The 14,985-nt window shown below is 66.5% G+C and carries 7 protein-coding genes; 3 read left to right on the forward strand and 4 right to left on the reverse strand.

What is annotated here, in order from left to right:
* Positions 1-2,650 (reverse strand): carbohydrate-binding domain-containing protein (locus Q4I23_RS22775; RefSeq protein WP_498527724.1); only part of this gene is annotated, 2,650 nt, incomplete at its 3' end.
* A gap of 224 nt (positions 2,651-2,874) precedes the next feature.
* Between Q4I23_RS22775 and Q4I23_RS22780 the strand changes: the two genes are divergently transcribed.
* On the forward strand, positions 2,875-5,268 hold the full coding sequence (locus Q4I23_RS22780; protein WP_498527725.1) for a glycosyltransferase: 2,394 nt from the start codon (positions 2,875-2,877) through the stop codon (positions 5,266-5,268).
* Between the two features lie 18 nt (positions 5,269-5,286).
* On the opposite strand, the gene Q4I23_RS22785 is transcribed toward Q4I23_RS22780, so the two are convergent.
* From Q4I23_RS22785 to Q4I23_RS22795, 3 genes are read right to left on the reverse strand one after another with little or no spacing between them, the layout of a single operon-like run.
* Positions 5,287-7,020: a B12-binding domain-containing radical SAM protein gene (locus Q4I23_RS22785; RefSeq protein ID WP_498527726.1), complete on the reverse strand. Its 1,734-nt coding sequence runs from the start codon at positions 7,018-7,020 to the stop codon at positions 5,287-5,289.
* A gap of 49 nt (positions 7,021-7,069) precedes the next feature.
* Complete coding sequence (locus Q4I23_RS22790; RefSeq protein ID WP_237908270.1) at positions 7,070-8,140, reverse strand: NAD-dependent epimerase/dehydratase family protein; 1,071 nt, start codon at positions 8,138-8,140, stop codon at positions 7,070-7,072.
* A gap of 49 nt (positions 8,141-8,189) precedes the next feature.
* Positions 8,190-9,269: an NAD-dependent epimerase/dehydratase family protein gene (locus tag Q4I23_RS22795; RefSeq protein WP_498527727.1), complete on the reverse strand. Its 1,080-nt coding sequence runs from the start codon at positions 9,267-9,269 to the stop codon at positions 8,190-8,192.
* A gap of 214 nt (positions 9,270-9,483) precedes the next feature.
* On the opposite strand from Q4I23_RS22795, the gene Q4I23_RS22800 reads away from it, so the two are divergent.
* Both Q4I23_RS22800 and Q4I23_RS22805 read left to right on the forward strand, forming a co-directional pair.
* A complete protein-coding gene (locus Q4I23_RS22800; RefSeq protein WP_498527728.1) occupies positions 9,484-12,234 on the forward strand; it encodes a hypothetical protein in 2,751 nt (916 codons plus the stop codon).
* Positions 12,235-12,247: 13 nt separating this feature from the next.
* Positions 12,248-14,899 carry a hypothetical protein gene (locus Q4I23_RS22805; RefSeq protein WP_498527729.1) on the forward strand — a complete coding sequence of 884 codons (2,652 nt, stop codon included), beginning with the start codon at positions 12,248-12,250 and terminating at the stop codon, positions 14,897-14,899.
* The last annotated feature ends 86 nt before the right edge of the window (positions 14,900-14,985 follow it).

A 14,985-nucleotide genomic window follows, 5' to 3' on the forward strand; every position in this document is an offset into this window, starting at 1 on the left:
GGCTCGGAGATGTGTATAAGAGACAGGGGGTGGTCCCGCCGCCGTCCTGCGGGGGCACCGAGCCGTTGCCGGAAACGATGCCCATCAGTGTCCAGGCGAGATCCTGGAGGCCGTCAGTCAGGGCCGGGGACAGTGGCAGCAGGCTGTAATCGTGGTTGTAGGCGTCGGCGAACAGCGGGTCGCCGGTCCGGTCGTTCGCCCCATAGGCGCCCACCTGATGCAGGAAGTTGGCGTCGATGGCGTTCTGCCCCGCCGACAGGATCGTCACGTAGCCGCCGAGCGGCACCGCCCCCGACACGAGGTTGCCGGTGACCGTGTTGTTTGCCGGGATGCCCGCCGCGCCCGCCAAGGGCACCCACTCGATGCGGATGAAGCTCTCGCCATTGGCGCCCAGCACGCCGATGTTGTTGGTGACGGTGTTGTCGTGGCCGCCATGGATCATGACGGCGGCCCAGGCGGTGTCGCGCAGGAAGTTGTCCCGGACGGTCACGCCGCTGGTCAGGTCGTCCAGATAGATCCCGTAGCCCTTGTAGTCGCGCAGCCACTGGCCGGTGCTTGTGGTGGCGATGCCGCCGGTGTGCTCGACCCGGTTGCCTTCGATCCGCGTGCCGGTGTTCAGGTTCGACCGCCCGAGCAACTCGATGCCGCCGGAATCCGCCGTCTCCAGTCCCGTGTTGCGGACGCGGTTGTGGAGGATGGCGTTGTTCAGGCTGATGGTCGCGGTGTCCCAGTTCTTGACCGAGATGCCGTAGCGCGAGCTGTGGTCGATGTCGTTGTGGGAGATCACCGTGTCGCTGATCCCCGACGCCATGATGCCGCCGGCGTATTTGCGCACCTCGCCGATGTGTTGGATGCGGTTGCCGGTGACCGTGTTGCCGATCGACTGGCCGGTCAGCGCGATGCCGTTGATGCCCAGATGGTCCAGATAGTTGCCGCTGACCAGATTGCGGTCCGATCCCTGGGTCAGCCGGATGCCGGTGCCGACGTTCACGAAGCTGTTGCCGGCGATGGTGTTGACGTCGCCGTTGAGAACGTCGAGCGCGTTGCCGTCCGTCGTCGTGTTGGTGAAGGTCAGCCCTTGGACCGTCACTCCATTGGCGCCGTTCAGCCGCAGCAGCGTGCCGAGCCGGGCAACCTCCGCCCCGGTCCCGGTGAAGTCCTCCCCCGCCTTGATGACCAGCCGCCCGTCCGAGGCGCGGTAGGCGAACTCCCCGACCTGATCGACGTGGGCGCTGTTGCCCAGCAGCTTGAAGGTCGAGCCGTCGCGCATGGTGAAGGGCGCGTCGGCGGTGAAGGTCAGGGTACGCGTCACCGTGTCAACGCCGGCGACGGTCAGGATCGCGTCTTGGAGCCGCTCGGTGTCGAAGACCTGGACCCGGCTGCCGGGCACCAGATCGGCGGCGGTGACATCGCCCGCGCGATAGCGCAGCGCGTTCTTGCTGGCGCCATAGGCGCTCGCGTCGGCGACGAACCAGCCGGTGGTCGGATCCTGCGGGTCGTAGGCGCCCTTGGAGGCCAGCCGGTAGCGCACGCCGTCGACGGTGACGTCCAGCCCCGGCGCCGCGGACAGGGGCGCCGACCAGACGCCGTTGCCCTCATAGGTGAAGCCGGTGACCCGCTCGCCGCCGCTGAGGACCGCCTGCTCGCCCGGATAGCCCAGGATGCGGACGCCGCTGTCCGGCGCGCCGAGGCTGAGCGTGCCCGTCAGATTGTAGGAGCCCTCGCGCACGTAGGTCGTCTTGACGGTGCCGGCGCGCATGGCCGCCTGCGCCCGCTCCAGACTGGCGAAGGGGCCGTCGGTGCCGTCGGCGTTCGGCGCGGCCAGCCGCCCGGACCAGCTGTCGTTGCCGTTCTTCGCCACGTAGAAGGCATCGCCCTGCGTCGCCGGCGCGCCCGACGCGCTGCCCTGGAAGACTGGGGCGGCGACCGCCAGGGTGACGGAGCCGTCGTTGGAGGGCGCGGGGGTGGCCAGGGTCTTGCCGTTCACCGCCACGGCGCCAAGCGTCAGCTCTCCCACGGGCAGGATCCGCACCGTGTGGGCAACGGACGGGTCGACAGTCACGCCGAAGGTGAAGCGTTCGGCGGTGCCGGACGCAGCCTCCGCCTCCCCGACCAGATTGCCGTCCACCAGGACCTTGAAGCGCACCGGCCCCGTGGCGGACATGCCGCGCGCCGCCTCGACGGTGATGGGGACGGGCCGGGTGATGACCTCCTCCGGCTTGGGCGGGGGACGGACCAGCGGGCCGCCGAACATCTCCTCTCCCAGCCCGAAGGACAGCAGGCCGCCCCAATAGAGCCCGACTTGGCCGGCGACCACGTCCTTGCCGTCCACCGCGCCCTTGTCGTAGGTGGCGCGCGCGTCGGTGGATTGGACCTCCTGCCCGTCGACGGTGATGGAGCCGACGAACAGGTTGCGGTCCACCCCGTTCACCACCCCGTCGTTGTCGTACCAGATCGAAATCCGATGGGCCTGATCGGGGTCGAGCGCGGCGGTGAAGCGGTAGGGCGTGCTGGAGGTGGCGGCGACCCACGCCTCGCCGATCATCACGCCGTCGACCAGCAGCCGGAAATGCGGCGCTTGGCCGGCGGACACGCCCCAGGCGTTCACGACGATCGGGATGTCGATGGTCCGTTGCGGGGGCGTGGACATGCGGGACCCTGGAGCCTGCGGGCGGGAAACCGCCCGTCCCGAGGGTTGCGGAATGCTCCCTCGCTCTCCAAAGCTGGCATACCACTATCGATTGGGCGTGTGACATTGGTCCCAGAATGGCCACAGCCGGGACACTGGTCACAGCCCATGCGGGAAGGCTTGCCGGGGCTCGCGGAGCGGCGGTAGATAGCGGTGCCCCTCCCGCCTCCCACGCCGAGCCCTTCATGACCCTGCCGCCGACCTTCGACGCGGATGCCCTCGCCCGCTATGCGGCGGCGGATGTCGTTTTTCTAGCCCAGGATGGCTTCCGGCAGCCCTCCGCGCGGGTGCGCTGCTACAACTTCGCCAAGGCGCTGCGCCAGCAGGGGCTGCGGGCGGAGGTGCTGTCCTTTTTCGACCATCTGGGCGCCACCGATCAGGCCGGCGCCCTGTCCACCATCCCCGAAGAGGAGAAGATCCGCCTGAACCTGGAGGCACACCGGGTGCTGGCGACCAACCCGCGGGCGGTCCTCTATGTCCAGAAAGTCGGCTACCACACGCTGGCGGCAGCCCTGGCGGCGGAGCGGGGCGGCAACCGGATCGTGCTCGACTACGACGACTACGAACTGGACATGCAGCCCTTCCGCCGGCTGGAGCCCTGGTTCCCCAGCCTGCGCCCCGACCAGCTCTTCCACACGGTGGCCAACCGGGCCGGGGCCTGCGTCGCGGCCAGCCACCGGCTGGAAACGCTGTTGGCGCCGCTGAATTCGAACACGCACCTGATCCACACGGTGGCCGACCAGGACCTGTTCACCGCCGACGGGCGGGACGCGCCGCGCCGCCGCTTCGGGGACCGGGTGAACATCCTCTATTCCGGCGACTTCTGGGGCGATATTCCCATGAAGGACGTGCTGTTCGCGGTGGACGCCTTCGCGCTGGTCCCCCGCGCCGTGCGCGACCGCGCCTGTTTCCACATCATCGGCTTCGGGCGGGCCTGGGAGGAGTTGAAGCGGCGCCTGAGGGAGCGGTTTCCGGACCTGCCCAACCTCGAACTGCACGAGTTCATCCCGCCGACCGAGATCCCCGCCGTGCTGCGGGAGATGGACATCGGCGTGCTGCCCTACTCGGCCAACGAGTTCAATGTCGCCAAGAGCCCGACCAAGATGTTCGAGTTCCTGCTGGCCAAGGTGGCGGTCTGCGCCACGCCGGTGGGCGAGGTGACGCACTGCCTGGAGAACGGCGTGTCCGGCCTGCTGGCCGAGGGGATGGAGGGCTATTCCGCGGCGCTCGCCCAGCTGATCGGCGACGACGCCTTCCGCCGGGAGGTGGCCGAGGCCGCCCACTGGGTGGCGATGGAACGTTTCTCCCTCCAGGGCATCGCCGCGCGGCTGGCCGCCGTCGTCCGCGGCCTGCTGGAGCCGGAGCCGCGGGCGGAATCCCCCGCCGTGACGACGCTGGAGGATTTCCTGGCCGCCCGTCTCGCCCGCCCGGTCCCGCCGGCCCCGCGCGAGGTGCATCTGATGCGCCGCGACCTGGAAGCCCTGCTGGCGACCGAGGATCTGGAGGGCGCCGACCCGCGCCGCTGGAGCGGGCCGCTGGTCGCCGCCCTCGACTGGCCCGGCCTGATCAGCGTGGAGCGGGTGGCGCCGGACCGCGTGACCGCCCTGAAGGCCGCGGCGGCGCGCCACCGCAACGCCGCCCGGCTGCGCCCGGAGATACTCCTGCCGGTGCAGGAACGGCCCTCCGGCCCCCCGGCGCTCAGCAAGCTCGCCGCGGCGGAGGATTGGGACGACCCGTCCTGGCGGCCCTGGGCGGTGCGGGTGCGGACCAACGTCTCCACTTTCCAGGCCCCCTACATCGACGATGCCGACGCGGAGCGCCGCCGCGACGAGGACGCCCGCAACAACATCGACAATTTCTTCAAGCGCAGCCGCGGCACCTGGGAACGCGCCCAGTTCCTCTACGGCCTCGACCGGCTGGGGGTGCTGGAACGTCCGTCCCGCGCCCTGGTGCTGAGCGCCGAGGTGGACGGCTTCTACCTCATGCTGACCGAACTGGCGCGGGCCGTCGGGGTGGTCAATGTCGGGCCGGGAGCGGCGGCCCACGCCGAGCGGGTGGCGCGCGGCGACCGTGACCCCTGGCTCGCCAAGCCGCGCCGCTTCCACCGCGACCGCATCGCGATCCATCACGGGATGCCGGGGCGGGATCTGTTCGCCGACGCGCCGTGGGATGCCGTCGTCCTGCCGCAGAACACGCTGCCGCGCCTGGTGGCGGAGGGGAAGGCGGCGGAGCTGCTGGCCTGGATCGACCGGCGTCTGGCGCCGGGCGGGGTGCTGGCCTTCTCGGCGGAGGTCCGGCTGAACGGGCGTCCGGGCGTGCCGGGGCTCACCCCGCGTCAGGCCACGGCCCTTGGGGATACCCTGGCGGGCATCGGACTGGACCTGCCGGGGCCGGTGGACCTGTCGCTCAGCGACGCCACGCTCGACCGGTTCGTGACCACCGGCGCGCCGGGCTCGGCAAACCCGAACTTCGCCGCCCGCACCGGCGAGGCCCTGCACGTCACCGCCGTCTGGTTCGCCCGCAAGCGGGTCGATGCCCCGGGCGGCGGCTGGGAGAGGCTGGCCCGGTTCCTGGCCTGACCACCTCTCCCCCGTTCCTCATTCCGCTGGAACGGGCGCGTCGTCGTAGAGGTCGTGCAGGGCGGCGGCGGGAACTCCCAGCCGGGCCGCGTCCTGCCGCATCGCCGTGCGGGAGGAGACGATGCGCGGCGTGAGGAAGACCGGCCCGGTGAAGCCGGGCAGGGCGGCGGGGGCCTCCACCGGGGCGCCGTCCAGCGACTGCCCGGCCAGCTTGCCGTCGAACAGCCGCACGCGGCCCTCCGTGATGAGCGGCTTCAGCGCCGGCACCTGCCCCAACGTTTCGAAGAAGTCGGTGCCGATGCCCCACAGGGCCACCGGGCCGTCCGCCGCCGCTTCGATCACCGCGGCACCCAGCGCGCGCCACTGGCGGATCAGGTAGTCGGAGCTGCTCTTGGCCTTGTCGGCCCCGATGGCGAGGTCGCCTTCGGACAAACGGCGCATCTTCTCGCCGCCGTCCGGCACGTAGAGATACTGCTCGTCGAGCGCCGCCCCGGCGTAGCGGTCGAGATGGCCCTTCTCCCTCAGGGTGGACATGGGCGTGCCTTCGATCTCGCCGCAGCCCGTCTCCTGGAAGGTGTCGAGCGGCAGGCTGGCGATGTAGGCCTTGGTGTCCTGCATTTGCTCGCGCGTTTCGCCCGGCAGGCCGTAGGTGAAGGTGCCGTGCACCGTCATGCCCAACCGCTTGATCTCATGCACCGCGGCGCGCGCGGTCTCCAGGTTCAGGCGCTTGTTGACGATGTTGTCGTTGACCCACTGGTTGCCGCTCTCGAAGCCCAGCTTGACGCCGAAGCAGCCGCTGTCGCGCATGGCCTGCCACGTTTCCAGCTTGATGGTGTCGGCGCGGCACATGGCCGACCAGGGCAGGCCGATGCGGGTCATCACCTCGCAGATCCCCAGGACGTGCTTGTCGCCGAGGTTGAAGGTATCGTCGTCGAAATAGATGGACCGGTAGCCGTAGCGTCCGACCAGATCGCGCAGCATCCCCTCCACATAGTCCGGCTCGTAGAAGCGGACCGAGCGCTTGCCGGTGCCGTCCGGGTCGTTGCCGGTCATGGTCGCCGGCCAGACGCAGAAGATGCACTTGTAGGGGCAGCCGCGGCTGGCCCAGACCTGGAGCTGCGGCGCCTTCTGCCCGGCGGGGTTCACGTCCCAATAGCGGTGGGCGATGGTCTCGTCGAAGTAGGGGTAGGGGGCGGCGTTCATCTCCGCCACCGTCAGCAGCTCGTGGGGAAGCACGCCGGTGGCGCCGTTCAGCACGCGCACGCTGCCCTTCTCGTACTCGCCCTGGATGACGGCGTGGATGGGGAACTGCTCCATCACCGCCTCGCCCTTGGCGGACATGGCGCCGGTCAGCACGATCTTGGTGTCGGGCAGGATCTCCTTGACGCGCCGCACGATGGTCTGGTCGTGGTCCCAGCAGGGCGTTGCCGTCTCGATGAAGATGTACTCGTACCGCTCGTCCCGCAGATGCTGGAAATAGCTGTCGTAGGATTCGCGCAGCGCGATGGAGTCGCGGAAGACGACCTTCGCCCCGGTGGCCTTGGCGGCGTAGGTCGCGGCGTAGCCCATGAAAAAGGGATAGGGCAGATACTCCCCGAACACGAAATTGCCGGGCGAGGAGTGGGCCTGGTTGGTGTGCGGCCACCGCGAACCGGCGCGCACGCCGCTGAACCAGGCGGAGGCCGGGGCGTCGTGGCCCGCGAACTCGAACCGCTTGATCCACCAAGGCGGATTGCTGAACAGGACCTTCATCGCGCTTCCTTCCACCGCTCCCCGCGGATCGTCATTCTCAGGCCAACCGTCACTGGCGGGCGAACCGGTCGGTCATTTCGGCGTGCATCTCGGCCAGGATGCCGTCGATGTCGCGGGTCAGCGACCAGCCCGGATAATGCTCCTGGAAACGCCGGATGTCGCTGATCCACCAGATGTGATCGCCGATCCGGTTGGTCTCGTCGTAGCTCCAGGCCATCGGGCGGCCGGTCAACTGCTCGGCCTTGGCGATGGCCTCCGCCATCGAGCAGTTGGAATGGCGCCCGCCGCCGATGTTGTAGACCTCCGCGCTGCGCGGCGCCTGGAAGACATGCCAGAAGGCGTTCACCAAGTCGAAGGAATGGATGTTGTCGCGCACCTGCTTGCCCTTGTAGCCGAACACCCGGTAGGGCGTGCCGGTGACTGCGCATTTCACCAGATAGGCCAGGAAGCCGTGGAGCTGGGCGCCGGAATGGCCCGGCCCGGTCAGGCAGCCGCCGCGGAAGCAGGCGGTCTTCATGCCGAAATAGCGCCCGTACTCCTGCACCATCACGTCCGCGGCCACCTTGGAGGCGCCGAACAGGCTGTGCTTGGTCTGGTCGATGCTCATCGCCTCCGGGATGCCGTGGGCGGCCCAGGGGTGGGACGGGTCCAGCTCCCAGCGGCTCTCCAGCTCCACCAGCGGCAGGGCGTTTGGCGTGTCGCCGTAGACCTTGTTGGTCGAGGTGAAGATGAAAGGCGCGTCCGGGCAATGGCGCCGTGCGGCCTCCAGCAGGTTCAGCGTGCCGTTGGCGTTGACTGAGAAGTCGGTGAAGGGCTCCCGCGCCGCCCAGTCGTGCGAGGGCTGGGCCGCCGTGTGGATCACCAGCGCGATGGAGGCGCCGTAGCGCGCGAACAGCGCGTCGATGGCGTCCTGGTCGCGGATGTCCGCGGTGACATGGCTGTAGGACGGGTGCCGCTTCTCCAGCCGCTCCCGGCTCCAGGCCGTGCTTGCCTCGTCACCGAAGAAGTAGCGGCGCATGTCGTTGTCCACACCGACGACGTCGAACCCTTTCTCCGCGAAGAAGCCGACGGCTTCGGCGCCGATCAAACCGGCGGACCCAGTGACGATGACGACGGACATGAAGGAGGTCTCCTCGGAAGAATGGGGCGGTGTGACCACCGAGCGTCGTCTATAACAGAATAGGTTCCAGGATGCGCCGGTTGGCGTCCAGCCAGCCGAACAGTTCGTCCATGATGGCACCGGGGAGGTGTTGCGGACGCCAGCCGGTCGCCTGCGTGACGTCTGCGTTGTCGGTCACGTACCAGGGAATGTCGGCGGCGCGGGTTTCCGGACTGGCGGCGATGGGGATGCTCCGGCCCGCCCGCTCCGCGCAGAGTGCGGTCAGCTCGGCCAGCGAGACGCTCACCTCCGGCCCGCCACCCACGTTGAAGACGCGGCCCTTGAACCGGTCCATGCCGGCCACCTGCACCGTCAGCAGATCATACAGGTCGGCGACGTGCAGCATGTCGCGCACTTGGAGCCCTTCGCCGCCGAAGCCGCTGTAGGACAGGGTGCCACCATACAGGTACCGGGCCGCCCACAGCACGACGACGCCCTGGTCGACCTTGCCCATCTGCCAGGGGCCGGTCAGCACGCCGCACCGGTTGATGACGGCGCGCAGGCCGTACATGGCGCCGTATTCCTCGATCATCAGTTCCGATGCCAGCTTGGTGGCGCCGTAGATGGACCGGCTGCCCGGCATCGGGAAGGCTGTGGAGATTCCGGCCGCCGACCAGCCCGGCCCGCTGGCTTGGTCCGGCAGTACCAGCCGGGTGGCACCCCGCTCCAGCGGCAGCCGGCGCAACGGGTCGATCGGGTAGACGCGGCTGGTGGACAGGAACACTATGTCGGCGCCGTGGCGCCGCGCCGCCTCCAGGCAGTTCACCGTGCCGACGAGGTTGGTGTTGATGACATAGGCCGGGCTGCCGTCATAGCCGGCGTGCACCGACGGTTCGGCGGAGCATTCCAGCAGCAGGTCGAAGGCTCCGAGTTCCTCCAGATCCTCCGGGTTGCGCACGTCGCCGTGGGCGAAGCGCACGCCGCCCGCGCGCAGACGCTCCAAGGCCAGTTCCGAGCCGCGCCGGCGCAGGTTGTCGAAGGCGACGACCTCGGCTTCGGGGCGGTCGCGCTTGAACAGAAGAGCGAGGTTGGACCCCACGAAGCCGGCCCCTCCGGTGACGACGATCCTGTGAGGGCGTGTGGTGTTCATGGCGGGGGAAAAATCCTACTTCAAGAATATAGAGGGATGATCGAAGGGGCCTGGTTAATAAAGCCTAAAGTCATACGCGCCAAGCCGGTCTTGTCCCCTTCCCATAGGGTGTCGTCCGCATCTCCTGTTGCGGTCAATATCGCAAATTGTTGCCCTGGAGAGGCTCATTCAGGTATGCCACATTTTCAAATTGGCTGAGTGCTGGAGACCCTTCATGCTGTCGGTTGTGCTGTACGGACGGAATGATTCGCATGGTTACAACCTTCACAAACGTGCAGCCGTCAGCTTCAATTGCATAGCCGAAGTGCTGGACGATCCGGACGATGAATTGATCTTCGTCGATTACAATACGCCGAACGACCTTCCAACCTTTCCCGAAGCCATCGCCGACACCCTGACCGAGCGTTGTCGGCACCGACTCCGGATCCTGCGTATCCGCCCCGAAGTGCATGAATCCTTCCGCACCCGCACACATCTGGTGGCGCTGGAATCGGTGTCCCGTAACGCAGCAATCCGCAGGGCCAATGCCGCCAACCGATGGATACTGTCGACGAACACCGACATGGTGTTCGTGCCGCGTCAGCGAGGGGACTCGTTGTCCCGTATTGTCGCCGGTCTGCCAGACGGATTCTATGGGCTGCCCCGTTTCGACGTCCCACAGGCGCTCTGGGAATCGGTGAACCGTTCCGATTCCCAGGGGATCATTGAGCAATTTCGCCGCTGGGGCCGACATTTCCACCTGAATGAAATTGTCTATGGCAACAGCCTGATTCGCTTCGACGGGCCGGGCGACTTCCAATTGATGATGCGGGACGACATCGCCGCGATCCACGGCTTTCACGAAGGCATGATTCGTGGTTGGCACGTCGATTCCAATCTTTGCAAGCGCATGCTGCTCCTGCGTGGTGCGATCGGATCGGTCGAAGACAAGGTGCTCGGCTACCATTGCGATCACTCCCGTCAAGCGACGCTGGCGAACCAAAGCACCAAGATCGAGAACGACCCCAACCTTTATGTCTTCGGTGTCGAAACGCCGTACATTCCCATGCAGGCTGATGATTGGGGGCTGCCGGACGCGCCGGTTGAGGAGATCCGGCTGACAGGTTCCCACGTCGCGCGATGCGCGACGGCGTTGGAGCGGACCTTGGAGCCGATGACTGTCGACCGTTATGAGGCTGACTATCTGCCTGAGCGGTACAACGATCTGACCTATACGCCGGAGCATGCGCTCCCCTATATCGCTGACCATCTGACGACGCTCCCGCTCAACGCCGATATCGGCTATTTCGGTGGATGCGCGCGCACTTTCATGCTGTTCCGGTGCTGTGCCGAAGCCCTGGGCTTTACAGGCCGTATCCTGATCGAGCCGTTCATGGAAACTTGGCTGCTGGCAGACGCGGAGAATGCCGGCCCGGCCGGCGGTAGTGTCGCTACGGCACCCGCCGACGACATTGCGGATCGGGCATCCGCTCTTTTCTTCGAGTTCGGCCTCGACAATATTCCGCCTTTCGACACGCGGACGGTGGCTCATATGCTGGAAGGCATCGCCTCTGAGGAGGAGCGCCAGCGTATTATCGGCCAGCAGCGCCTGTTGTCGGTTGGCGAGGACGGACTGGCCCGGCTGGGTGCCGTGCACGCGGCTTTCCGCAGCATCGTCCGCCGCATGCGCCGTCCCGACCGGCTGGTTCGCGCCGGCGCGAAAAAGTTTTTTGCGATCAATGCGGTGAACAACATCTTCGAATACAGCTTTGCCGCCCACATCAATCTGACTTGGCCGCCCTTTACGACCCGCCTGCGTCATGGATACCTGCGTCCGGAATGGCGGTCCGTCATGGCGCACCCCGATTGGACCGACCTGCAGACCTATCTGGCGGCTGAACTGAAGCGTGGACGGTCGGTCGAGTTCTGGGAAGTCCGGATGTTGTTGGATGATGCCCGGTATGTCTGCGGACAGGAACACCCCGAAGCGGTCGAGCCGTGGCGGTTCAGCGAGCCGTTGGCGGCGTTGCTGCGATGGCCTCTCCTGCCGGGTCGCATCGGTTTAGCGCCGGCGCGCATCGCCGCTGCGCTTTCATGGATCGAAGAACATCGGCTCGCCGCACGGCTGCGGCCACGCGTGACGGTGCCCCGACCGGAGGCCGGCACGGAAGCGCATCCCCTCAGCAAGCTGTGTGGAATCGAGGATTGGGAGAAATCCGACTGGTTTTCCCTCGCGGATGATTATGTCGGTGGGAACACCGTGTTGCGGTATTCCGTGTCGACGAACCACCATTTCAAGCGGAGCCGCGGTGTGTGGGAGCGTGTGCAGGCACTCTGGGCCATGGAGCGTCTGGGGGTCTTGCACTCCAGTGCCCGCGTGGCGGTCTTGACCCCGGACGTGGATGGTCTTTACGCGTATCTGAGCCTGTTCGCCCGGCATGTCGATGTGGTTCCCGGTGGGGTCGAGCGGGCGGACGAGGGCTGGCTGAGCAAGCCGCGCTTCTTCGCCCGTAGCAAGATCAGTTTCCATGACGGCTGCGGTGCGGCGACGCTGACGGGGCGGGAGTGGGATGCGGTCTTCTGCACGCAGAATGTCCTGTTCCGGGATGGGCCGGAGAGGGTGGCTGGAAGGCTCGCGGCGCTGGATTGGCATGTGAGGATCGGAGGGGCCGCCGCTGCTTCGGTCGAGGTCGTCCTGGACGGCGGGCGGCATCGCCCCTGTCTGACGCCAGACGAGGTGGAGGCGATTCGGGACCTTGTGGAGCGCTACACGGGATGGCGCTGTGCCGGGGCCTTCGACTGGTCGATCAGCGACAACACATTGGATCGCACGGCGCGGGACGGCACGGCCGAAATGCGGCGTCCCCATACGGTGGTCGACAGCGGAGGCGTCCTGCACACCGTCGGCATCCTTGTCCTACGCAAGGAGGCCGAGACAACGGACGGCGGTTGGCAACGTCTGGCCGATGCCTTGGCTGGCCTGTGAGGCGACCGCGCACATGATCTCCATCATCGTCTACGGCCGGAACGACCATCACGGCTACAATTTCCACAAGCGGGCAGCGATCAGCCTCAATTGCTTGGCCGAGATGCTGTCCGATCCGGACGACGAGATCCTATTTGCCGACTACAACACGTCCGACGGTTTTCCGACTCTGGTCGAGGCCATTCGCGACACCTTGACGGAGCGCTGTCGCCGGCTTCTGCGGGTGTTCCGCATCCGCCCCACCGTGCATGAACGGTTTCGCGCCCGTACCCATCTGGAGGTGGTGGAGGCGGTGTCGCGCAACACGGCGCTGCGGCGTTCCAACCCGGCTAACCGCTGGATCATGTCCACCAACACGGACATGATCTTCGTCGCCCGCGATCCTGGACGCTCGCTATCCGCCATCGCCGCCGAGAAGCCGGATGGATTCTATCATCTGCCCCGCTTTGAACTGCCGGAGACGCTCTGGGAGTCCTTGGATCGCCGGGATCCACACCGCATCATTGAGATGGTCAGGCGTTGGGGGACGCACCTGCACCTGAACGAGGTTGTGCACACCGACGCCTTCGCCCGGTTCGACGGCATTGGTGACTGCCAGCTTGTGCTGCGCAAGGATCTGTTCACCATCAACGGCTTCCATGAAGGCATGCTGGTCGGCTGGAACGTCGACATGAACTTGTGCCGGCGCCTGCGTCACTTGTACCCGGAAACGGGAAGCTTGCTGGACGACGTGTTCGGTTACCACTGCGATCACACCCGCAAACCGACGGCGGCGCTCAGCGCAGCCGCCATCCAGAACGATCCGCATGTGTTTATCAATGCGGTCGTCCGTCCCGACCTGCCGGAGCAAGCGGAAACCTGGGGTCTGCCTAGCGATCCGGTCGAGGAGTATCGAGGGATCGACCTGCCGGCCGACCGTTTTGTCACCGCGCTCGACGCGATATCGAAATCCCTGGACCAACCCTATGCCGAAGCCCGCAACGACCGCAGCGCTTATCTCTCCCTGACCTATTCTCCGGAACATGTTTTGCCCTACGCCGCTGACCACTTGTCGACCATTCCCCATGATGGCTTCGTTGGTTTTGTCGGAGGGTCCCATGCCATGCTTCGTCAACTTGCCGCCCTTTGGCGGGATATGGGAGGTCGGGGGACCTTCCTGGTGCTTGATTCGCTTACTGAAGATGGCGTCCTGTCGGATGTCGCTGAGGCGGTGCCGCTTGACAGACTGCACCGGTCGGCGCGAATTTTGATCTTCGACTTCTCGGTTGATCACGAGGTGGCACCGGAAGGGGAAATCCGGCATGTCCGCGATCTCAACCCGGCGATCCGCGACCGCCTTGGCCGCGTCAAAGGGGCTTTCAACCGGCTGGTAGCCATGGCGCGGCGTGATGGCGGTGCGGCCATGCAGCGCAAGTTCGTGTGCCTGAACGCCATCAACACTTACTTCGGAACGGTGGCGCGTACGGAATTGATGTTCACCTGGACTCCCTTCACCACTCGTGTCTGCTACGGATCGGTACGCTCCGACGACCAGCCCGTGGCTCCGCTCCGCTCCGGCGGTGCCATGGCGCTTCATCTGGAAACGGCGTTGGGGCGCGGTTTTGCGGTCGATCCATGGGAGCTGACCATGCTGCGCGCTGACTTGGCGGTGGTCGCTGCGTCTGAGGATCTCAGTGCAGTCGACCCTCGTTGCTTTACCGAACCGCTGCTGGCGCTGCTGAGTTGGCCGGGGGTGGCGGCGGAGTTCGGGTTGCCCCCGGAAAAGGTCGAGACCCTGCGACACGAGGTTGGGCGTCGCCGCCCCTCAGCCCGGTTGCGATCGTCGATTGATCCACGTTTCGCGGCGCTTCACGCATTCGGTGCCGGGCGGGTGTCGCTGAGCAAGATCGCCGCCGCCGAGGATTGGGAGGACCAGCACTGGCGCCTCTGGGCCGAGCGGCTGACGCGGGAAGGCCTTGGCTACATCGTCTCGACCTACAATTACTTCAAGCGCAGCCTCGGTGTCTGGGAGCGGGTGCAGATCCTATATGCGCTTGACAGCCTGGGTGCGTTGACATTGGACGCACGCATTGCTGTGATGACGTCGGGGCCGGATGGGTTGCCCATGTTCCTGGCCGATCGGGTGGGGCAAGTGGACGTGATGCCCTTTCCGCTCTCCGAAACCGGCCCGGAGATGCCAGAAAGCCTCTTCGTGGCATGCAAGAACCGTTTTCACGACCCGGAGCGGCTCGCCGGGTGCGATCTCCGTCCTACGGTTACGGGCGAAGCGTGGGACGCCATTGTCATAACTGGAGGAAAAATTCTGGAGAGAGGGGCTGCCGTGGCGAGCGAACTCTTGGTCCGGCTCGGGCGTCTCCTTCGGCCCGGCGGCACCCTCGTGTTCTCGACGCCCATCGAGATGTCAGTAGAGCCGATTGGGCGCACGCCAGGGCTGGATGTCGTCCTGACTCTGCTTGCGTTAGGCCAAGAGCGTGCCGGGTTGCGTCCGCAGGGAAGTCTTGATTGTTGTCTCGCCAATCATACCCTCGACCGCGTTGCTCAAAAGGGAACAGAACAAACCGCCCGCCCTCATCTCGTCATCATGGGAGAGGCCTCCTTGACGACGGTCGCTGTGCTGTGTCTGCGCAAGGACGACGACGAGACAGAGGATGCGGAAGGCGGATGACGCTTTCATGGGACTGTCAGGAATTCCGTGTACGGGCCGGTTGTGATCAGGCGAGCGTGAACCGGTCCTCGAAGAGGATGGCGAGC

The sequence above is a fragment of the Azospirillum sp. UFLA03-27 genome (genome assembly GCF_059803775.1).

Coding starts and splice junctions, on each gene's coding strand:
- Q4I23_RS22795 (WP_498527727.1), bottom strand. CDS start 9,269: ATGAACACCACACGCCCTCACAGGATCGTCGTCACCGGAGGGGCCGGC.
- Q4I23_RS22800 (WP_498527728.1), top strand. CDS start 9,484: ATGCTGTCGGTTGTGCTGTACGGACGGAATGATTCGCATGGTTACAAC.
- Q4I23_RS22805 (WP_498527729.1), top strand. CDS start 12,248: ATGATCTCCATCATCGTCTACGGCCGGAACGACCATCACGGCTACAAT.
- Q4I23_RS22780 (WP_498527725.1), top strand. CDS start 2,875: ATGACCCTGCCGCCGACCTTCGACGCGGATGCCCTCGCCCGCTATGCG.
- Q4I23_RS22785 (WP_498527726.1), bottom strand. CDS start 7,020: ATGAAGGTCCTGTTCAGCAATCCGCCTTGGTGGATCAAGCGGTTCGAG.
- Q4I23_RS22790 (WP_237908270.1), bottom strand. CDS start 8,140: ATGTCCGTCGTCATCGTCACTGGGTCCGCCGGTTTGATCGGCGCCGAA.